Origin of the sequence: Aedoeadaptatus nemausensis, from assembly GCF_903819165.1 — a bacterium.
GTDB classification, from domain to species: Bacteria; Bacillota; Clostridia; order Tissierellales; family Peptoniphilaceae; genus Aedoeadaptatus; species Aedoeadaptatus nemausensis.
Map to the genome: position 1 here is coordinate 73,123 of NZ_CAIJCS010000016.1, position 19,659 is coordinate 92,781.

General features: G+C 47.5%; 20 protein-coding genes and 1 tRNA gene. 20 read left to right on the plus strand and 1 reads right to left on the minus strand.

Annotated features, from left to right (window positions below):
• Positions 1 to 69 precede the first annotated feature (69 nt).
• From PEPTYR26121_RS03860 to PEPTYR26121_RS03935, 16 genes are all read left to right on the plus strand, one after another.
• Positions 70 to 1,104 carry a DNA polymerase IV gene (locus PEPTYR26121_RS03860; protein ID WP_180499416.1) on the plus strand — a complete coding sequence of 345 codons (1,035 nt, stop codon included), beginning with the start codon at positions 70 to 72 and terminating at the stop codon, positions 1,102 to 1,104.
• Between the two features lie 8 nt (positions 1,105 to 1,112).
• Positions 1,113 to 1,505, plus strand: coding sequence for a PaaI family thioesterase (locus PEPTYR26121_RS03865; protein ID WP_180499418.1), 393 nt, complete (start codon positions 1,113 to 1,115; stop codon positions 1,503 to 1,505).
• Entirely contained in the window at positions 1,505 to 1,903 is a 399-nt protein-coding gene (locus PEPTYR26121_RS03870) for a PaaI family thioesterase (RefSeq protein WP_180499420.1), read from the plus strand. Before PEPTYR26121_RS03865 ends, PEPTYR26121_RS03870 begins: the two co-directional genes overlap by 1 nt.
• Positions 1,904 to 1,918: 15 nt before the next feature.
• A complete protein-coding gene (locus PEPTYR26121_RS03875; RefSeq protein ID WP_180499422.1) occupies positions 1,919 to 2,815 on the plus strand; it encodes a DMT family transporter in 897 nt (298 codons plus the stop codon).
• 82 nt (positions 2,816 to 2,897) lie between these two features.
• Positions 2,898 to 3,899, plus strand: a complete 1,002-nt coding sequence (locus PEPTYR26121_RS03880; RefSeq protein ID WP_180499424.1) for a zinc ribbon domain-containing protein — start codon at positions 2,898 to 2,900, stop codon at positions 3,897 to 3,899.
• Positions 3,899 to 4,546, plus strand: coding sequence for a DNA alkylation repair protein (locus tag PEPTYR26121_RS03885; protein ID WP_180499425.1), 648 nt, complete (start codon positions 3,899 to 3,901; stop codon positions 4,544 to 4,546). Before PEPTYR26121_RS03880 ends, PEPTYR26121_RS03885 begins: the two co-directional genes overlap by 1 nt.
• Before the next feature lie 42 nt (positions 4,547 to 4,588).
• A complete protein-coding gene (locus PEPTYR26121_RS03890; protein ID WP_180499427.1) occupies positions 4,589 to 5,695 on the plus strand; it encodes a cysteine desulfurase family protein in 1,107 nt (368 codons plus the stop codon).
• Positions 5,692 to 6,765 carry a tRNA 2-thiouridine(34) synthase MnmA gene (gene mnmA / locus PEPTYR26121_RS03895; RefSeq protein ID WP_246285888.1) on the plus strand — a complete coding sequence of 358 codons (1,074 nt, stop codon included), beginning with the start codon at positions 5,692 to 5,694 and terminating at the stop codon, positions 6,763 to 6,765. Before PEPTYR26121_RS03890 ends, mnmA begins: the two co-directional genes overlap by 4 nt.
• Positions 6,766 to 6,775: 10 nt before the next feature.
• Complete coding sequence (locus tag PEPTYR26121_RS03900; protein WP_180499429.1) at positions 6,776 to 7,240, plus strand: MaoC/PaaZ C-terminal domain-containing protein; 465 nt, start codon at positions 6,776 to 6,778, stop codon at positions 7,238 to 7,240.
• A 217-nt stretch (positions 7,241 to 7,457) separates the two neighbouring features.
• On the plus strand, positions 7,458 to 8,762 hold the full coding sequence (gene brnQ, locus PEPTYR26121_RS03905) for a branched-chain amino acid transport system II carrier protein (RefSeq protein ID WP_180499431.1): 1,305 nt from the start codon (positions 7,458 to 7,460) through the stop codon (positions 8,760 to 8,762).
• A 305-nt stretch (positions 8,763 to 9,067) separates the two neighbouring features.
• Positions 9,068 to 10,393: a branched-chain amino acid transport system II carrier protein gene (gene brnQ / locus PEPTYR26121_RS03910; RefSeq protein ID WP_180499433.1), complete on the plus strand. Its 1,326-nt coding sequence runs from the start codon at positions 9,068 to 9,070 to the stop codon at positions 10,391 to 10,393.
• A gap of 216 nt (positions 10,394 to 10,609) precedes the next feature.
• On the plus strand, positions 10,610 to 12,034 hold the full coding sequence (gene nhaC / locus PEPTYR26121_RS03915) for a Na+/H+ antiporter NhaC (protein WP_246285889.1): 1,425 nt from the start codon (positions 10,610 to 10,612) through the stop codon (positions 12,032 to 12,034).
• A complete protein-coding gene (locus PEPTYR26121_RS03920) occupies positions 12,035 to 12,607 on the plus strand; it encodes a glycoside hydrolase family 73 protein (protein WP_180499437.1) in 573 nt (190 codons plus the stop codon).
• A 153-nt stretch (positions 12,608 to 12,760) separates the two neighbouring features.
• Entirely contained in the window at positions 12,761 to 14,881 is a 2,121-nt protein-coding gene (locus PEPTYR26121_RS03925) for an adenosylcobalamin-dependent ribonucleoside-diphosphate reductase (RefSeq protein WP_180499439.1), read from the plus strand.
• Positions 14,882 to 15,104: 223 nt separating this feature from the next.
• A complete protein-coding gene (locus PEPTYR26121_RS03930; RefSeq protein ID WP_180499441.1) occupies positions 15,105 to 16,259 on the plus strand; it encodes a peptidoglycan DD-metalloendopeptidase family protein in 1,155 nt (384 codons plus the stop codon).
• A 72-nt stretch (positions 16,260 to 16,331) separates the two neighbouring features.
• A tRNA-Ser gene (locus PEPTYR26121_RS03935) sits at positions 16,332 to 16,420 on the plus strand.
• A 76-nt stretch (positions 16,421 to 16,496) separates the two neighbouring features.
• On the opposite strand, the gene PEPTYR26121_RS03940 is transcribed toward PEPTYR26121_RS03935, so the two are convergent.
• Positions 16,497 to 17,693, minus strand: coding sequence for a hypothetical protein (locus PEPTYR26121_RS03940; protein WP_180499443.1), 1,197 nt, complete (start codon positions 17,691 to 17,693; stop codon positions 16,497 to 16,499).
• A 158-nt stretch (positions 17,694 to 17,851) separates the two neighbouring features.
• Here PEPTYR26121_RS03940 and tpx point away from each other — a divergent pair, with 158 nt between their 5' ends.
• From tpx to PEPTYR26121_RS03960, 4 genes are all read left to right on the plus strand, one after another.
• Complete coding sequence (gene tpx / locus PEPTYR26121_RS03945) at positions 17,852 to 18,361, plus strand: thiol peroxidase (protein ID WP_180499445.1); 510 nt, start codon at positions 17,852 to 17,854, stop codon at positions 18,359 to 18,361.
• A gap of 3 nt (positions 18,362 to 18,364) precedes the next feature.
• Positions 18,365 to 18,847: a 23S rRNA (pseudouridine(1915)-N(3))-methyltransferase RlmH gene (rlmH, locus tag PEPTYR26121_RS03950; RefSeq protein WP_180499447.1), complete on the plus strand. Its 483-nt coding sequence runs from the start codon at positions 18,365 to 18,367 to the stop codon at positions 18,845 to 18,847.
• Positions 18,848 to 18,856: 9 nt separating this feature from the next.
• Positions 18,857 to 19,051 carry a CDIF630_02480 family spore surface protein gene (locus PEPTYR26121_RS03955; protein WP_180499450.1) on the plus strand — a complete coding sequence of 65 codons (195 nt, stop codon included), beginning with the start codon at positions 18,857 to 18,859 and terminating at the stop codon, positions 19,049 to 19,051.
• Positions 19,052 to 19,116: 65 nt separating this feature from the next.
• Positions 19,117 to 19,659: a hypothetical protein gene (locus PEPTYR26121_RS03960; RefSeq protein ID WP_180499452.1), complete on the plus strand. Its 543-nt coding sequence runs from the start codon at positions 19,117 to 19,119 to the stop codon at positions 19,657 to 19,659.

Here is a 19,659-nt window from a genome sequence, read left to right on the forward strand (position 1 = left end):
TCTATTGGGAGGAAAAAAGGTGGATTTACGTATACTCACAATATTTGTTATAGTTGATAAGGTGATGAAATGGCTGCAATTTTACATATGGATATGGATGCGTTTTTCGCATCGGTTGAAATATTATTAAATCCCGCCTTAAAAGGAAAGCCCGTGGCCGTAGGAGGGCGCAATCCTTCGGGGATTGTGACGACGGCGAGCTATGAGGCTAGAAAATACGGCATTCATTCCGCCATGCCCATGTTTATGGCCAAAAGCCTTTGCCCTCATCTTATCGTCGTGCCCACGCGAAAGGGCGTCTATAGCGAAAAGAGCCGGGAGGTCTTTGACATTATTCGTTCCTACGGCTATCCCGTGGAGCAGGTATCCATCGACGAGGCCTATGTAGATCTTTCCTCCGCCGAACATCCGGTGGCCGTGGCGAAGGATATGCAGAGGCGCATTATCCGCACCATGAGACTTTCTGTCAGTTGCGGCTTATCTTACAATAAATTTTTGGCGAAAATAGCGTCGGACATGGAGAAGCCGAAGGGCTTTACCATTATTCGAAAAGAAGAGGCACAGGAGATTTTAAAATCCCTACCCATTTCAAAAATTCATGGCATCGGCGAAAAGACGGAGAAGCGACTGGCTCGATTAGGCCTTCATACGGGCGAGGATCTTCTTTTGCTGGAACGCTCCTTTTTAGAGGATGAATTCGGAAAACTGGGTATCGAACTTTACGAGCGCATACGAGGTGTGGATCGGCGAAAAGTGGAGACGGAGAGAAAGCGGAAGTCCATCGGCGGCGAGGAAACCTTTAAGGAGACGCGGAATCGAAAATTTTTCGAGGAGCTCCTTTGGGAAGAAGCGCAAAAAACCGCTATGGAAATGGAGAAAAAAGGCATTACGGGCTATACCGTAACCGTAAAAATGAAGACATTCGACTTCCACACCCATACGCGATCGCGAACCTTCGATGCTCCTGTGGAAGACGGGGAGTCGCTTTACGAGGCGAGCCTCGAACTTTTCAATGAATTGTACGGTGGACAAAAATTACGCTTACTGGGACTCAGTGTGTCTTCTTTAATCGATACCGATGCAAAACAACTACGTTTTTTATAGGAGATAGTATGGTTAATAAAAAGAATCAGCCGGAAGAAATTTTTGCCGGATTCATTACTCAATTTGATATTGAAATTTTGGAACACACAGATCGAGAACTTCGAGCTTATTGGCATGTCCATGAGGCGGATTTAAATCCTGCCCATATTGCTCACGGTGGGGCATGTTTTTCAGTTGCCGATGTTTTGTGCGCCGTCTTAGGATATAAGGATCGACATGTGCTCACGAAAAGTTCTCACTTTTACTACTACCATTCCATAGAAAAAGGAAAAGTTGAAATAATCTGTCGTTTGAGCAGAAAGGGAAGCTTCACTTCCCTTATGGAAGTAGAGCTTATTCAAGGCGGAAAAGTTTGTATGAAGGGCTTTTTCGATATGGCGAAAATGAAAGGGACATTATAATGGCGACTTATCGACGAATCGACGACGGCTTGGACCTCCGTTTAATCGAAGATTCAAAGCTGGAAATATTGGAACAGGACGAGGAAAGTTTAAAGGCCCGCTGGCACGTATGGGACGGGGCCCTTAATTCTATCGGCACCTGCCAGGGAATGATCCACTTCGGCATGGCCGATGTGATCGCCGCTATTTTATGCGATCGTGAGGGAATCGTCGTTACAAAAGACGCCAGCTGTTTCTATCACAGACCCCTTTATAAAGGGGATGTGAAGGTAGAAGCCTTTATCGGTAAAAACGGAAAATCCAATATAATCACCGAGATTTTATTTTACCAGGAAGGCGTACTTTCCTTTCAATCGATCTTTACCATGCACGCCACTAGAAAAACCTATAGCAAATAGAAAAGGAAGAATAGAATGAATCGTACACGTGCGAATCTGTTAATGTTGCTCGTCTCTATAATTTGGGGACTTGCATTTGTGGCTCAGGTAACGGGAATAGACCACATTCATCCCTTTGCCTTAAATATGCACAGAAATTTTATCGCCGGGCTTTTCCTTCTGGCGATCTTGTTGTTTTTCCCGAAACTTCGAAATGTCGGGACAGATCTTAAGGGCACCATTGTCGGCGGTATATGCTGCGGCATCGCCTTAAGCGTGGCCATGGCCCTGCAACAATACGGCCTTCAATTTACAACAGCGGGGAAGGGCAGCTTTATTACGGCTCTCTATATTATCCTCGTGCCCATCGGCGGCATAGTCCTCGGCCATAAAGTATCGAAAAAGACGTGGATTTCCGTTCTCGTCGCCTGTTTTGGGCTCTACTTTATAAGCGTTAAAAAGGACACGGGTTTTTCCGTAGAACTGGGCGACATTTTGGTCTTTCTTTCGGCTTTAGCATTTGCCGTGCATATTTTAGTGGTGGATCACTTCAGTAAAAATGTAGACGGCGTGGCCATGAGCTGCATTCAGTTTTTTGTGGCGGGCATTATGTCTTTTCTCTTTATTTTACCTACCGGCGCTTCTCTTCTCGGCGATTTCACCCGAGCCCTTCCCGCCATTTTATACCTGGGATTTTTATCCAGTGGCATCGGCTTTACCATTCAGATAGTGGCCCAGCGCTACAGCGAGCCTACCACCGTAAGCCTCTTAATGAGCTTGGAATCGGTCTTCGGCCTTTTAGGCGGCATCGTGGTCTTGGGAGAGCTTGTAACGGCGAGAGAGTGGCTGGGATGCGCCCTTATGTTTGCGGCTATTTTACTTGCACAGCTTCCCATTCCTAAAATTAAAAGAAGAGAAAAAATAAAAAGTTAACAATTCTTTGAGAGATCGTGATATTCTACTGTAAAAGGGTATACATTCCCATAATCTATTGATGACAAAGGGGGTCTCTTCAATGAAATGTCGGTATTGCGGTTACGAAAATAATTCGAGAGAAAAATTTTGTGCATCCTGCGGCACGCCCATGGTCTATCATCTGGGTGAAAAAGAGCAGATTCACGATGGGGAAGAGCCGGAAGTCGTGGTCATGAAAGAAGATGTACATAGAGATGAAGTCGAGGTAGGAAATCTCGTCCATGACGATAGGGGCGATGTTTCAGGTGAAGGACAAGAGGTGATTTTAACAGAAGAACCTGTTTCGGAACCTGTGGAAGCCGACACTGTGGACCTTGCCGACAGCGATGCCGGAGAAGTTTTAGACGGTGGAAAAGAGGAAAAAATAAAGGAAGAACCCGACGAAGAGGAAGTTTCAAAAGAAGAAATAATTTCAGAGCCTGTAGAAGAAGTAGCCGTCGTGGATCTCGCCGACAGTGATGCCGGCGATGTTTTGGACGGAGAGACTGATCAAATCCCGGAAGTGGATGAAAAAAAGAAAATAGAGCCTCGGGACGTAGAAAAATTAAATCCTAAAAAGGAAAAGCAGAAAAAGAAAAACCTGAAGCCCGAGGATCTCGCACCTTCTCCGGAAGACGATCCGAGAAAAAAACAGGCCAAGAAGCGTAAGCGCCGCAAGGCAAAGAAAGAAGAGGATCGGGCCGCGGGCCGCGTTCCGGAGAAAAAACCGAAGAAGGTTGAAAAAGATGAGCTCATCCATCCGACAGATAGTGTAGAAAAAGATCTTCAAAAAGCGTCGGCGGAAAATAAGCTAAAAGTCGAAGAGAACAAGCCTGTTAAAGAATCGGAGACTAAGTCTGAAAAAATCGAAACCGAATCGAAACCTTCGACCGGATCTGAAGTAAAACCGAAGCCGAAAAAGAAAGAAGACGCCAAACCGCAGAAGGTACAGCAGACTTCTAAAAAGGTGTCGACGCCCAAAAAACAAAAGTCGAACAAAATCCTCTGGCTTATTTTAGCCCTCATCATTTTAATCTATGTGATTTACAAGGCCGCGTCCTAATGGAAACTATACGGGAAAAATTAATAGAGGCGAGCACGGAACGCCATAGGGATTTTATGAGAAAACTCCTGCCTACAGTAGAGCTGGAGCGTATACTGGGGGTAAAGGTGCCCGTCCTTCGTAAAATAGCCAAGGAGCTTCCGAAAGATTATTTAGATCAACTGCCTCATCAGTACTTTGAAGAGGATATGCTCCACGATTTCGTGATCAATCGCCTGGATCGAGAAGAAGCCTTGGAGGCCGTTCAAAACTTTTTACCCTATTTAGATAATTGGGCGGTAGTGGACAGTTTGGATCCCAAATCTTTTTACGGCGATCCGTCTTTAATGGAGTGGTATTTAGACTTAAGCGAAGATCCGAGACCCTATGCGGCTCGGCTAGGCATCGTCCTCGCCCTTCGCCATATCCGGGAAGATACTTCAGGCGCCATAAATCGCTTGAAAAATATCAGGAGCGATCACTATTATGTACAAATGGCCCTCGGCTGGTTTTTCGCGGAAACCGTGCTCTACGCCCCGGGAGAAGTCCTTTCCCTATTGAGGGAGGGCGAGTTGGAGGCGGGCGTTCACAAAAAGACCATTCGAAAGATCAACGAGAGCCGACGGGTAGCTCAAAGTATTAAAGAACAAGCTTCGGCTTATCGTTAAAGACGGCTTCCTTCGGGAAGCTGTTTTATTGAAAGGAGATATATGATTTACCTCGACCACGCGGCGACCTGTCCCTTGCGTAAAGAAGCATTGGAAGCCATGTTGCCTTATTTCAACGAAACCTACGGCAATCCCTCCAGCCAACACGGAGCGGGACGGGCGGCGAAAAATGCATTGGAAACCGCAAGGCTCGAGGTGGCCACTCTTTTCGGCGTTACAATGAAAGAAGTGTACTTCACCTCTTCCGGAACGGAAGCGGACAATATGGCCATTTTAAGTAGCTATAAGAATCGCAAGATCTCCCCGGGCCATATGGTTACCACCGCCATAGAACACGAGGCGGTCCTCGAAATGGCAAAATATCTGGAGAGCCTGGGCGTGGAAGTGACTTATCTGAAGCCCGATAAAAACGGTGTGGTCTCGGAAAAACAAGTTTTAGACGCCATAAGAGAGGATACCTTCCTCGTGAGCATCATGGCGGTAAACAATGAGGTGGGCTCCATTCAGCCCATAGAAGCCGTTCGAGAGGGCTTAAAAGGTCGGGTGCCTCTTCATGTAGACGGGGTTCAGGCGGCGGGCCATTTGCCCGTAAAAGATTACTCCGGAGATTTTATCGCCATAAGCGGCCATAAATTTTACGGTCCCAAGGGCGTGGGAATTTTAATTGCGAAAAAAGAACTCCATCCCTTTACCCTCGGCGGCGGCCAGGAGCGAGGCATGCGAAGCGGCACAGAAAATATTCCCTCCATCATCGGCATGGTAGAAGCTTTAAAACTGGCGGAAAAAGAACGGGAAACCACATCAAAACATATCGCCGCGTTGTCCGAAGCTTGCAGAAAAGGGTTGGACGCCATGGAGGGCGTTCACCTTACGGTGGAAGGAGCGGATCCGAGAATTGTTCACGCCATGGTCGATGGAATGGAGCGGGATGTGTTATTATTTCAATTAGACAGAAAAAACATCGCCGCAAGCGGAGGGAGCGCCTGTCAGGCCGGCGCCTCCACGGCGAGCCATGTACTTTCAGCCATGGGAATCGACGAAAAGGGAAGAGCGCCCCTTCGAATTTCCTTCGGACCGGAAAATACCATGGAGGATGTGGAAATATTCCTCGAAGCATTAAGAGATATTTTAGAAAGGAAGAGACAGTGAGTCGCGTATTGGTAGCCATGAGCGGCGGGGTGGACAGTTCCGTCGCCGCCTATTTATTAAAAAAGCAGGGACACGAATGTATCGGCGTCACCATGAAACTATACGAAAACGAAACGGTGCAAAATACGGGGCATACCTGCTGTTCCTTAGACGATATCGACGACGCCCGCATGGTGGCGGCGAAACTGGATATGGACTATTTCGTCTATGATTTTTCCGAGCGTTTTCAGGAAGAGGTTATCGAAAAATTTATCGATTACTACGAAAAGGGTTGGACCCCCAATCCCTGCATCGACTGTAATCGCTTTTTAAAATTCAACGATCTCTACAAACGAGCGAAAGATTTGGACTGCGATTATATTGCTACGGGCCACTATGCCCGCATCGAATACGATGAAGGGGAAGATCGCTATACCCTTTTAAAGGGTCCGGACGGAAAAAAAGATCAATCTTACGTGCTCTACAGTTTGACACAGGATCAACTGGCCCACACCCTCTTTCCCCTGGGAGACTTGGAGAAAGAAGAGGTGCGCCGCATCGCCGAAGAAGCGGGCCTCATTAACGCCAAGAAGCACGATTCCCAAGATATTTGCTTCGTGCCCGACGGAGACTACAAGGGATTTTTGGAGCGTTTCCAAGATAAGACCTATCCTGAAGGCGATATCGTCGACGGATCGGGGAAAGTCCTCGGCCGTCACGACGGCGCCGTAGGCTATACCATCGGCCAGAGAAAGGGACTCGGCGTGGCGGCGGGCCACCCGGTCTATGTTCTCGAAAAAGATATGGAAAAAAATCAGGTTATCGTCGGAGCGAAAGAAGGACTGGAGAAAAACAGTTTGGAAGCCATAGACTTTAACTGGGTCAGCGTGGCGCGAAGAGAAGAGACGGAAGTTACGGCGAGAACCCGCTATCACGGAAAAGAAACCCCCGCCACCCTTACGGATCACGGCGACGGCAAGGTCACCGTCGATTTTCACGTGCCCCACGGCGCCATTTCCGCCGGACAGGCTGTCGTCTGTTACGACGGTGATAAAGTCATCGGCGGCGGCACTATTACCTCGTCTCGTTAAAGGAGGAAGCATGTATTTAGATGATTATGTAGAGGGCCTTACCTTTCAATTGAGCCCCATTTCATTCACGGAGCAGGAGATCATTACCTTCGCAAAAGTACACGACCCTCGACCCATCCACGTAGATCCGGAGATGGCGGCGGACAGTCGTTTCGGCGGCATTATCGCATCGGGCTTCCATACCTTTTACGCCTGCTGGGGCAAATGGGTGCATACCAAGCTCGACGAAGGAGGCGTAGTGGCCGGCATCGGCATGGATCATCTCCGTTGGGTAAAGCCCGTCTATCCCCACGTCATGCTCTACACGACCCTGGTCGTAGATAAAATTGAGATTAAAAGCGGGGGAGATTACGGCGTAGTTCACCTGGATGTCTTTATTCGCGACGAAAGCGGCGATCTTTTAATGGAACACGACGCCATCGTCTTAGTAGCTAAAGAAGGCGTGGAAGCAAAAAGAAAAAATAAACAATATTAAATTCAATATATAAAAACCATATGGTTGCTAAACAAATAACTTTCTATCTTTTTTTGGCATTTTGTATTTAAAATGTAAATTTTGTGAAATAAAGGCTTAATTTTCGTTGATTCCGTTGTATTTTCTAAATTTATAGAGTTCTTCTTCAGTATTCTGTATAATTAATCATGTATTATTTAGAAGGAGAGAATCAACGAAAAATAAAAAGATCAAAGAGATGATCGTAGTAGGTTTTGCGTTGTTCGCTATTTTCTTCGGCGCAGGTAACCTTATTTTCCCGCCATATCTTGGATTCCACGCAGGAACTCAATGGAAAGCCGTAACGGCAGGTTTCCTTCTCACGGACCCTGTTATTCCAATTATTACTTTACTTGTCACCATCTTTGCAGGAGGTAAGGCCGTCCACTTGGGCCGCCGCGTAAACTATCCCTTCGCACTTATTTTAGCGGCTACGGCCATGATCAGTGTCGGCCCCGTATTCGCTATTCCGAGAACCGCAGCTACTACTTACGAAGTAGCGTTCTTACCTTTCTTCCCGAACCTTCCCATTTGGATCGTATCGGCGGTATTCTTCTCTATTTCCCTCGCCCTCTGTATTAAAGAAACGGGGGTAGTGGATATTATCGGCCAATACATTACGCCTGTCTTACTGCTATTCTTAGGCATCATCATCATTAAGGCAGCAGTAGCTCCCGTAGGTGTGCCTCTCGACGTAGCTCCCGGCGGACATTTTACACTGGGCGTCAAGGAAGGCTATCAAACCATGGATGCCATGGTATCCCTTCTCTGTACCGCCATCGTCACCGGCGACTTACTCCGTAAAGGTTACGGAGACGCACCGGAAAAAGTAAAGAAACAGATGATTATCGCCGTTTCGGTGATCGCCCTCGTGCTCATTATTTTTATCTACGGCGGCCTCGCCTATGTCGGAGCACAAGCCGGTCCTCACTTCCCGGAAGATGCTACCCGCGTCGAGATCTTAGTCGGCGTCGTAGGTCTCTTGCTCGGCAAATGGGGTAAAGTAGCCCTTGGTATTGCGGTTAGTCTCGCCTGCCTAACCACATCCGTAGGTTTAACCTCCGCAGCAGGTAACTTCTTCAACTCCGTTTCCAATGGCAAGTGGAAATATGAAATCATCGTCTGCGTGAGTATCGCCGTAAGTTTTACACTGTCCCTCGTCGGCGTCGAAGGCATTATCAGCTTGGCAGGCCCCGTACTGGACATCGCTTATCCGGCCCTTATCGCCATGTCCCTCATTATGATGTTCGATCGTAAACTTAAATACGACGGCACCATTATCGGTATGGCGGTGGGTACCCTCGTAGCGGCGACGATCTCTACCATTTACACCAATACCGGTTCCTTCGAAGGAATTGCGAACCTGATCGATAAAATGCCCTTAGCCGAGTTCGGCTTCAGCTGGCTCGTACCCGGTATCGTCTGTGCGATTATCGGTACTGTGTTCGGTAAAATGGGCTACGGAAAAGTTCGCGACGATCACGATATTCAACCTGCACTTTAATAAAACTAAGCATTTCTTCGGAAATGCTTTTTTTATTGCTCATCTTTTATTTTGAACTTTTCGGATTAGAAAATGTTATAAAGAAGGGCATATATTTTAAAATTTCGATTTTCATCGTTATTTTTCGAACTTAAAATGTAAATTATGCAGTTTTCGAAATATTAAAACCAAATTAATTTTGTATACACAATAAAATATAGATTCTTTTCTCATGTTGAAATATTTGGTTCAATTATGGGAACATTTTGTGTATAATGTTGTGCAAGGGCAATATATACATTAAAATTTTCAAAGGAGTTGATTTTATGAATAAGAAAACACAAGATATTTTCGTCAGTGGTCTTGCGCTATTTGCAATTTTCTTCGGCGCAGGCAACTTAATCTTCCCGCCCTATCTTGGCGTCGGAGCCGGAGACGGTTGGTTTGCCGTTATGCTGGGCTTTTTGCTCGCCGATCCTGTCATCCCCATTGTCACGGTCTTTATTACGGCATTTGCAGGTGGTCGCGCCGTCGACTTAGGTAAACGGGTGAGCCCCGGTTTTTCGAAGCTCTTATCCCTCATTGCCATTATCTGTATCGGACCGGCCTTCGCTATCCCCAGAACTGCCGCTACGACCCACGAAGTCGGCGTTCAACCTTTCTTGCCCAACGCTCCCATATTCGTAACATCGTTAATCTTCTTTGCTATAGCATTTGCCCTCTCTTATAAAGAAAGCGGCGTCGTCGATATTATCGGGAAATACATAACCCCGGCATTGTTAATCTTCTTAGCACTTATTATTGTGAAGGCAATTATTGCACCTGTGGGCGAAATCGTACCCGTTCCCCACGAAGGCGGCTTCTTCGTAAAAGGTTTTTATGAAGGGTATCAAACGCTGGATGCTTTGGCTGCTCCTCTATTTACGGGAATTGTGGTGGCGGACCTGGTTCGCAAGGGCTACGGCGATGTCAGCGATAAAGAACGGAAATCCTTTATTATTAAAGTGGGCATCGTCTGCTTCGTTGCTCTCGCTATCGTCTACGGCGGCCTCACCTATTTAGGTGCACAAGGTAGTACGCTTTATACACAAGATAACTCCCGTGTAGAAATCCTCGTCGGTCTCGTCGGCATGCTGTTCGGTAATTTCGGTAAGTTTGCCCTTGCCGTCGCCGTTACCTTGGCATGTATGACAACAGCCGTCGGCTTGATTTCCGCAGCCGGCAACTTCTTCGGCGATATTTCCGGCGGTAAAATCAAATACGAACACACCGTCATCGTCGTAACCTTGATCAGCTTTGCACTTTCCCTATTCGGCGTCGACGCCATTATCGCATTGGCAGGCCCGGTATTAACCATCGTCTACCCGGTTATTATCGCCCTTGTATTCTACATGATGTTTGAAAAACACATTCAATACGACATGGCCTTTATTCTCATGGTAGCCGGCGTATTAGTCGTCGCCATTATCGAAACTATCGGCGGCATGGTGGGATTGGACAGTATGGTTGAAACCATCCAAAACTTACCCTTAGGTCAATTCGGCTTTACCTGGTTCGTCCCCTCCCTTATCTGCTTTGCAGTGGGCTGGGTCCTCGGCAAAATGGGAATCGGAAAAACTCGGAATCAACACCAAGAAACCGGCATTTTCTAGTAAAAACTACTTTAACCCGCTTCGGCGGGTTTTTTATTGGAGAGAAAGATGGAAAAGAGATATGGTAAAATGATAGAGACATAAATTTTAGGAAGTTCTTAAGATTTTACTTGCCATGGACCGCAGAATTTCCATGATGGAAAGAGAAATATAGACTATAATATAAAAACAATGACGCTATTCTAATAATGTAATAAAGCACATAAGGAGGAGATGATGAAAAAGAGCTGCGAACCTAGAAAGGCGACCCTTGCGGAATCGCTGATCGTCTTTCTGGGTCTTGTACTTATAATGTGTGTGAGCATTTTGATCTTTAAGATCGATCCGCACATTCCCATGTTTATCGGCGTAATTTTTGCGGCTTTAATGGCCATGTTTATCGGCTACAGTTGGGACGATATTGAAAAGGCCATGGTAAAGGGAATTTCACAGGCTCTGCCGTCGGTGATGATCCTCATTACTATCGGGATTTTAGTGGGCATTTGGATCGCCACAGGGGTGGTGCCTTCCATGATCTACTACGGACTGAATATTTTGAAGCCCTCTATTTTTCTCGTAGCCTCCTGCCTTATTTGCTCCATTACGTCCCTGGCGACGGGTAGCAGCTGGGGAACGGCGGCTACTATGGGCATCGCCCTTATGGGAATTGCCCAAGGCTTGAACATTCCCGCCCCCGTAACTGCAGGGGCCATACTATCCGGCGCCTATTTCGGCGACAAGATGAGTCCTCTCTCCGATACGACGAACCTGGCGCCTGCCATGGCGGGAACCGATGTCTTTACGCACGTAAAGGCTATGGTGAAGCCTACTTTGATTACTTACATCATCACCTTAATTATTTTCGCCTTCTTGACCCGTCATTACAGTTCGCAAATCGGCATGGCCGACGTGTCGGGCATTGAAGAGTTGCAATCGGGCTTGAAAGAAGCCTTCGTGATCAGCCCTATACTGCTCCTTCCGCCTATTGTGGTTATCGTCACCATCGCCTTTAAAATGCCGGCCCTCCCCGGGATCGTACTGGGCATCGCCGTGGCCACACTGATAGGGCCCATTGTTCAACCTACTGTAGGCTTTAAGGAGATCTTAGGCAGCGGCATGGACGGCTACGTATCCGCCACGGGTATGGAGGGTTTGGATAAACTCTTAACCGCCGGCGGACTCATGAACATGATGCAATCCGTCTCCCTTACTCTTATCGCCATGATGTTCGGCGGTATCGCCGAGCGCACGGGCCAGATGGAAGTCATCGTCCATTCGGTGGTAAAGGGTATTCGCTCCGTTACGGGCCTCGTTGCGGCCACGCTGGCGACCTGCTTACTCTCCAATATGACCATGCCGGAGCAATATATATCCCTCGTGGTGCCGGGCCGCATGTTTGCGCCGGAATATAAGAGGCGAGGGCTCCACCCGAAGATGCTCTCTTCCACTCTCGAATCTTCGGGGACGGTGACCAGTGCCCTGGTGCCCTGGAATACCTGCGGCGTGTACATGAAGAGCGTTTTACACGTATCTCCCATGGCCTATGCCCCCTTCGCCATCTTTAATTATTTAATGCCCCTCGTGGTCATTATTATGACGGCTACGGGACAAAATATTTTCTATGCGAAAGACGACCCCTCCACCATTATCGAGGTGGAATAAATGAACGGGAAGAGGAGAAAAAACACTCCTTCCAAGCGAAAGGGCTCCTTGATCTTTCTGGCTCTTTTCGTCGTCGCCGTGTTCTGGCTCTTTCGGCCCCGTTACAATCCTGATCCCGAAATGATCCACTCTCGGGAAGATTTCTTCGAAACCTACGGGCCCCTGGCTCAGGAGGTGGGGAAGCGCTACAATTTAATTCCATCGGTGATCCTGGCTCAGGCGGCGGTGGAATCGAACTTCGGCGAGAGTCAACTTTCGAAAGAATACAATAATTATTTCGGCATTAAGGGAAAGGGAGAAAATGCCGTCTTCCTCCCCACGACGGAATTTATCGCCGATCGGGAAGAAAATATAAGCGACGGCTTCAGAACTTACGATTCGCCGAGAGAGAGTTTTTACGATTACGGAAAGCTTATCGGAAAGGCTCCTCGCTACGAAAACGTGCGGGAGGCGAAGACGCGAGAAGCCTATGCCGAGGCCCTTCACCCGGCGGGTTACAGTACCAATCCTCGCTACGGGGAAATACTTCTTAAAACCATCGAGCGCTACCACTTGGAGCGCTTCGACGAATAAAAAGGTGGCTCGAGCCGCCTTTTTTTAATTGAAAAATAGCTCGCCATGGCGTAACATAGGAGAGGACACTATATGTAGATGTAAAAACAAAATTAACCACAAGATGTTGATATCCTGTGGATAAGTTATAGGAAAATGGAGTAAGGAGACAGTATGGAAGTTAAAAAGAGAAACGGAGGCGTCGTACCCTACGACGGCGAGAAAATCATTATAGCCGTGGAAAAGGCTATGGCGGAGACGGCAAAAGGCGTAGATCACGAAATTTCAAAAGCGGTCGTAGAGGATGTGGAATCTTCTTTAAGGGGAGAGGTCATCGATATCGAGGCCATTCAAGACGCCGTAGAAATGTCCCTTATGAAGCGGGACCCGGAGACGGCGAAGAAGTACATTCTCTACCGTGAAGAGCGCACCCGCTTAAGAGAACACGGTTGGGACATGACCGATCTTCAACGGGATATTTACGAAAAGAAATACCGCTTCCGTTCGGAAAACTTCGAGGGCTTTTTAGAGCGTGTAAGCGGCGGGCAGTCGGCCATTAAAAAGGCCATTGCGGACAAAGGCTTTATGCCGGCGGGTCGTATTTTAGCGGGAAGAGGTCTTCAACATCACGGCAAGAAGATCACCCTTTCCAATTGCTATGTCATGCCACAAGTAGAAGATAATATCGAATCCATTTACGATACGGCGAAGTGGATGGCGAGAACCTACAGTTACGGCGGCGGCGTAGGCCTGACCCTCAATAAACTTCGCCCGAAAGGCGCCAAGGTCAACAACGCCGCCTCCACTACGACGGGAGCCGTAAGCTTTATGGACCTTTACTCCCTGACTACGGGTTTAATCGGCATGCGTGGCCGCCGCGGCGCCCTCATGCTCAATATGGACGCCTCCCACCCGGACATTATGGACTTTATCGACGTTAAAAACGATTTGGATAAAGTTACCAGCGCCAATATTTCCGTCAACTGCAGCGACGAATTTTTTCAAGCCTACGAAAAAGGCGAAGACTTTACGCTGGCATTCGATGTAGAGGCTACCGGCGAAGAAATCAGAAAAAAAGTCAGCGCACGGGACATGATGAACCGCCTGGCTTACAACAACTGGAACATGGCGGAACCCGGCGTGCTCTTTAAAGACCGCATCAATTCCTGGCATATTATGAGCGAAGACGAAACCTTCGAATACGCCGGCGTCAATCCCTGTGCGGAAGAGCCCCTTCCCGCCTTCGGTTCCTGTAATCTTTCCAGTATCAATCTGGGGAAATTTGTAAAAAATCCCTTTACAGACGACGCAAGCTTCGATTACGAAGGATTCAAAACCCTGGTAAAAGAAGGGGTCATCTATTTAAACGATGTATTGGATGAGAACATGACCCTTCACCCCTTAAAACAGCAGCAGGAGCTCTCCAGAGAACTGCGTCAAATCGGATTGGGGATCATGGGCCTCGCCGATATGTTTATTAAAATGGGCATCGCTTACGGAAGCGACGAATCCATCGAATTGATTCACGAAATCGGCCATGTGCTCGTCAACGAAGCGCTCCGCACCTCCGCTCTCTTAGCGGAAAAAGACGGACCCTTCCCCCGTTATCGCGAGGAAAAAGTATTGGCCTCCCCCTTTATTAAAGAAAACGCCGATGCCGACGTATTGGAGCTGATCAAAAAGCACGGCCTCAGAAACTCTCAGGTCCTTACTATCGCGCCTACAGGTTCCATCTCCACCCTTATCGGCTGCAGCAACGGCGTGGAACCCATCTTCCAAATCAGCTATATTCGTAAATCCGAATCCCTTCACGACGAAGATACCTATTACACGGTTTACACCGATATTATTCGCGATTTAATGGAAGCCCGCAATATTACGAGAGAAGAAGACTTACCGGATTTCGTCATTACCACCTCGAACTTGGATTACAAGGCGCGAATTCGCGTACAGTCCGCATGGCAAAACTATATCGACGCCTCCATCTCCTCTACGGTGAACGTTCCTAACGAATTTACCGTGGAAGAAGTGGAAGACCTTTACGTCTACGCGTGGAAAATGGGCCTTAAGGGAATTACCATTTACCGCGACGGTTGCGCCAGAAGCGGCATCTTGACCACATCGAAAAGCGACAAGGGAAGTCGCATAAAAGAATTACAAGACGAACTGAATCGGGAAATCGCCAAACAAATGACCGACGATCCCGACACCTGCCCCATGTGCGGCGGCAAAATGAACCATTCCGGCGGCTGCGCCGAATGTCAGGACTGTGGCTACAGCCCCTGTGCGATTTAAAACTTTATAAGAAATAAAACGAAAGCGAAGGCGAGACCTTCGCTTTTTTATTGTCTATTTGTAATTTAATTGTAATCGACATGTAGCATAAGCGATATATTATGTCTCGATTCATTTGTTATAATACTTTTCGTGCTCTGAAAGAGTTACAAAAAAGTAACGAAATACATGGGCTGCAAAAGTCAGCACAAAAATATAAATTAATTAGAAAGTAGGCAATTTTTTGAAGACCGTTAGAAACTCATTATTAACTTTAACATTAGCTACAACCCTCGCATTTGGCGGCGTACATACTATAGTAAATGCCGAAGGCGTAAACGACGGAGCCCAAGCTCCCGCAAAAGTAGAAGCTCAAAATCCCGAGAAAAAGGCGGAACGAGTAGAGCTTTATTTAGGCGACGAGGCCCTTTGCCAATTAGAAAATGCCGCGAGTTACGACGCTTTAATCCAAAAGTTACAAAACCATTTCAAAACACAAAATTCCAAAATCGAGTCTATGACCATCGAACCTTCCCTTTCCGTAAAGGGAACGGACAAAACCGAGGAAGGCTTCTTAACCGTAGACGACGCCTTCAAGCTCCTCACCGAAGGAGGCAAGCGGGAAGTGGTCTATGTGGCGGAAAAAACGGAATCCTTAGAATCCATCGCCAAGCGCTTCGGCATGACCCTTGAAGAAATTAAATCCCTAAACCCGAATTGGGAAGATCCGGTGACCAAGGGCAGCAAACTGAAGGTTTTACAAAAAGCACCCTTAATCGAAGTCAGCTTGGATGAAGTCATCGTCAATGTGGAAGAAGTACCTTTCCAAACCGTAACAAAAGACGACGACAATATGATCAAGACCCAGCGGAAAGTAGAACGTGCCGGCGTACCGGGACAAAAACAAACCAGTGTGCGTATTCAAAGTAAAAACGGCCAAACCCTCTCCTCCATTGTAGAGGGTAGCCGCATGAGCCGCGAAGCCGTAGACGAAATCGTCTGTGTGGGCACGAAGGACAGCCTTGCAACGGGTAAATTCATCAACCCGACAGTGGGTCGTTTTACCTCTCCCTTCGGTCCTCGCTGGGGCCGCTTCCACTACGGAATCGACGTAGCCAATAGCGTGGGTACCGATATTAAGGCGGCAGACGGCGGCGTCGTTACCCGTGCGGGAAGAGCGGGAAGCTACGGCAATCTCATCATCATCGATCACCAAAACGGCACGAGCACCCGCTACGCTCACTTGAGCCGCATCGATGTGAAGGTAGGTCAAACCGTAGAGCAAGGCCAATCCATCGCTAAGATGGGCAATACCGGCCGCAGTACCGGACCTCACCTGCACTTTGAAGTGCGCGTCGGCGGTAAAGCTGTAAATCCGCTAAACTATGTGAAGTACTAAAACAAGAAGGAAAATCATCTTTGAAAAATGATGAAAATCCTGTATAATAGACATGTTAACTTAATATGTCTTGGAGCGGTATCGAAGTGGTCATAACGGGGCTGACTCGAAATCAGTTTGCCTTCACGGGCACGTGGGTTCGAATCCCACCCGCTCCGCCAAATGAAGCGATCTCTTAGGAGATCGCTTTTTTAATGAAAACAAAAAAGCGAGCACATAGGCTCGCCAATTACTTATTTACCGCTTCCTAATCTTTTTCCAAAGGGCGGAAACTCCTCTTTCCGCCATATGGCCGAAGTAGTTGAGGCCCGGGGCCATATCGTCCCATGCCCAGGTGGAGTTGGTCTTTCTGAATTTATAGTCGCTTATGATTTTTACGAAATTCATCTGATCGTTTTTTACATAGTGATAGATCGCCGAAAGATCTCTTTCTTTGTTTTTCCAGTGGCAGTGGGTGTCGTGATCGAGGAAAGTTTCCGGTATGTCCTCGCCGAGAGCGTCCAGATAATATATATAGGGCGTTTCGAAGCCTAAGTGGCAGTGCATTTCCGTGGACTCCGAGAATATCGGCTCCGCGCTCAGCAAATATACTTTTCTCGAAAATTCGTCCCGCTTCCATTTGGTCTCGAGGAGGCCGCGAAAGCCCGATTCCTTAAACAGGGGATCTGCCAAATCTACGAGCTCGGGAATCCATTTTTGCTTGGAGTAACTGATTTTCCCGAAGGGATGGGGGTATTTGCGAATGGTTTCGGAGGTGAGACAACCTTTTAGCCCGGAGTTTTTTCCGTAATAAAAGGTGGCGGAATATTCGTGGCCCTCCGGCCCTCGGACGAGGGTTTCGATAAAGCAGCGGGAAGTGTAACCGTGGTGTTCCATGGCGTGGAGTTTGTCTAAGAGATCGGACTCGTTTTTTATGAGGAGGAAATTCTCTCCGAACTTTTCTCTGAAGTCTTCGGTATCTTCGCATTTTAATAGGCAGGGGTAGCCGAGAAGAAGGGGCACTTGCCGGAGGAGATCGTCGCCATTTAAATCGATCCGCTCGGGAATGAGAGTAGGGGCCGTATCTTCGAGAGCTCTTAGGTTTTTCCCGAAGAAAAGTGTGCTCGCTCCATTTTCTGCCATGGGAAAGAGGTAGTAATTTTTAAGCTCGTTCAAATGGCGGTCTAAAAACCGTCTCCACTCTTCCGTAGCGGCGAAGAGCACGGGCTTTTCTCCGAAGTTCTTCCCGTAATCCGACAAAATCTTCAAAAGGTGCTCTTCTTCGTTTACCGAGGGCACGATCATGGCCTCCCGGCAGTATTTGCTGATGCCGTAGGGCGAGGGTGCACTGTCTATGGTGGTGATGTCTATTTTTCGCCTGCCCAAATTGCGTATAATGGCGAGACTTGACGGGCTGTCCGTTCCCAAAACGACGGCGGGATGTTTGAATTCCATTTTTTCCTCCTCGGTTTCCTCTCTTACTATTTATTATAATATAGTTTTTGCGTTTTCAAAAAAGAAAAGCGATAGCTAAAATATGAATTTTCTGTTTGCCGCGACGATTTTCGGATATAAATAGAGAGTAACATGATAAACGATCAGGAGGTATTATAATGTCCAGAGAAAATATTACATTTGGTGGCGACGCTATTAACATTTTAGGTAAAGAAATTAAAGTCGGCGACAAGGCACCCGATTTTAAAGCGGTAAACAACGACTTAAGTCCCTTCGAATCCAAGGATTTAAACGGTAAAGTTCGCATTTACTCCGTGGTTCCTTCCATCGACACCGGCGTATGTGCTCTTCAAACTGAAAACTTCAACGAAATGGCTACCGATCTCGGCGAAAATGTTCACGTGATCACCATTTCCAACGACCTTCCCTTTGCACAAGCTCGTTTCGGCGCTGCAGAAGGTATCGACCGTGCCAAACTCGTCAGTGACTACCAAGAATGTGACTTCGGCGAAAAATACGGCTTCTTAATCGAAGGTCTCCGTCTTTTAACTCGCGGCATCGTCATTGTCGGCGAAGACGACGAAGTTAAATACGTAGAATACGTTCAAGAAGTAACCAATCACCCGGATTACGACAAGGCGCTCGCAGCAGTTAAAGAACTTCTTTAATTCATGCTTCAAATTCGCGTGATTGCTCTCGGCAAGTTGAAGAGCCGGGAGCTCACGGCGCTGACCGACGAATATTTAAAGCGCATTAGGCCCTATATTCCCATTGAAATTGTGGAGCTCAAAGACGAGCGGGCGCCGGAATCTCTTTCTGAAAAGGAAAAGGAGCAGGTGCTCGAAAAAGAGGCCGATCGCATTTTAGGAAAAATTCAGCCCGGGGATCTTTGCATTCCTCTGGTCATCGAAGGAAAAACCATGGACTCGGTGAAATTTTCCGAGACATTATATGATATGATGGAGAGGGCCCAAGGCAGGGTGGTATTTATCATCGGTTCCAGTATGGGAATGAGCGAAAGGGTAAAAGCCCGTGGCGACATGAGGCTTTCCTTTTCTCCCATGACCATGCCACATACGCTGATGCGTCCTGTCCTGCTTGAGCAGATTTATAGGGCAAGCCGCATTCATAGCGGCCATACGTATCATAAATAGGAGGTTATTATGAAAGAAAAAGAAAATTTAAAAGAAGAAAAAGCGGAATCCAGAAGAGAACAAGAAAACCAACACGAAGAATCTTCTCCCGCTTCCGATATCTACGGTAATATCGAAGGTAAGGATCCGGAAACCGGCGTTGAAATTCCCACGGACGAAGCCGTTGAAGAATCCATGGAATGGATGAACGAAAACGCAAAATAATCGGACAGGTTAAAAGGTACCGTTTAAGCGGTACCTTTTCTTTTTGATAAAATTAAGGGGTGACTATGGGCGCAAGGAGACGTCACTATTATTACTATACAAATAAAGAGCCGAATGCCGACGGCATGTTTCCCCTTTCCGAGGAGAAGCTCGCTCATTTGGCGCCGGGAGACGGGTTGTGGCTCGTAGGAAAGGAAGCTATATTTTATAGCGTCGAGGAGATTTTAGACGGTTCCGTACGCCTCGAGCGCAAAGATGCGGAGGGGGTAGAGGATTTCGGCAATATGGAATTCGGTGCTCTATCGGAAACCGACGGCTATCAACTTCCCGCCACTCGCCAGGTCAGCGCTCTTATTCCCACGGGAAAACCTCTCGCCATGGAAGTGGAACACAAGGGCGACGGCAGCGGCCCGGGAGAAATGGTGATCGAACTCTATTCAAAAGACGGGGACGGCTATATTAAACGCTCCACCGACGACGATCTCGATGCTCTGATGGCCGAGGCCTTCGAGACGCTTTTGCGTTTACAATTAAAGACATTGGAATCCACCGCCGAAATCGGCGAACTTTGGATCAAATACTTAAAATATAAGCAAGGGGGACGATAA

What these genes read in the sequence shown, in the direction of transcription:
- PEPTYR26121_RS03860 (WP_180499416.1), top strand. Translation starts at nt 70, where the DNA reads ATGGCTGCAATTTTACATATGGATATGGATGCGTTTTTCGCATCGGTT.
- PEPTYR26121_RS03865 (WP_180499418.1), top strand. Translation starts at nt 1,113, where the DNA reads ATGGTTAATAAAAAGAATCAGCCGGAAGAAATTTTTGCCGGATTCATT.
- PEPTYR26121_RS03870 (WP_180499420.1), top strand. Translation starts at nt 1,505, where the DNA reads ATGGCGACTTATCGACGAATCGACGACGGCTTGGACCTCCGTTTAATC.
- PEPTYR26121_RS03875 (WP_180499422.1), top strand. Translation starts at nt 1,919, where the DNA reads ATGAATCGTACACGTGCGAATCTGTTAATGTTGCTCGTCTCTATAATT.
- PEPTYR26121_RS03880 (WP_180499424.1), top strand. Translation starts at nt 2,898, where the DNA reads ATGAAATGTCGGTATTGCGGTTACGAAAATAATTCGAGAGAAAAATTT.
- PEPTYR26121_RS03885 (WP_180499425.1), top strand. Translation starts at nt 3,899, where the DNA reads ATGGAAACTATACGGGAAAAATTAATAGAGGCGAGCACGGAACGCCAT.
- PEPTYR26121_RS03890 (WP_180499427.1), top strand. Translation starts at nt 4,589, where the DNA reads ATGATTTACCTCGACCACGCGGCGACCTGTCCCTTGCGTAAAGAAGCA.
- PEPTYR26121_RS03900 (WP_180499429.1), top strand. Translation starts at nt 6,776, where the DNA reads ATGTATTTAGATGATTATGTAGAGGGCCTTACCTTTCAATTGAGCCCC.
- brnQ (WP_180499431.1), top strand. Translation starts at nt 7,458, where the DNA reads ATGATCGTAGTAGGTTTTGCGTTGTTCGCTATTTTCTTCGGCGCAGGT.
- brnQ (WP_180499433.1), top strand. Translation starts at nt 9,068, where the DNA reads ATGAATAAGAAAACACAAGATATTTTCGTCAGTGGTCTTGCGCTATTT.
- nhaC (WP_246285889.1), top strand. Translation starts at nt 10,610, where the DNA reads ATGAAAAAGAGCTGCGAACCTAGAAAGGCGACCCTTGCGGAATCGCTG.
- PEPTYR26121_RS03920 (WP_180499437.1), top strand. Translation starts at nt 12,035, where the DNA reads ATGAACGGGAAGAGGAGAAAAAACACTCCTTCCAAGCGAAAGGGCTCC.
- PEPTYR26121_RS03925 (WP_180499439.1), top strand. Translation starts at nt 12,761, where the DNA reads ATGGAAGTTAAAAAGAGAAACGGAGGCGTCGTACCCTACGACGGCGAG.
- PEPTYR26121_RS03940 (WP_180499443.1), bottom strand. Translation starts at nt 17,693, where the DNA reads ATGGAATTCAAACATCCCGCCGTCGTTTTGGGAACGGACAGCCCGTCA.
- tpx (WP_180499445.1), top strand. Translation starts at nt 17,852, where the DNA reads ATGTCCAGAGAAAATATTACATTTGGTGGCGACGCTATTAACATTTTA.
- rlmH (WP_180499447.1), top strand. Translation starts at nt 18,365, where the DNA reads ATGCTTCAAATTCGCGTGATTGCTCTCGGCAAGTTGAAGAGCCGGGAG.
- PEPTYR26121_RS03955 (WP_180499450.1), top strand. Translation starts at nt 18,857, where the DNA reads ATGAAAGAAAAAGAAAATTTAAAAGAAGAAAAAGCGGAATCCAGAAGA.
- PEPTYR26121_RS03960 (WP_180499452.1), top strand. Translation starts at nt 19,117, where the DNA reads ATGGGCGCAAGGAGACGTCACTATTATTACTATACAAATAAAGAGCCG.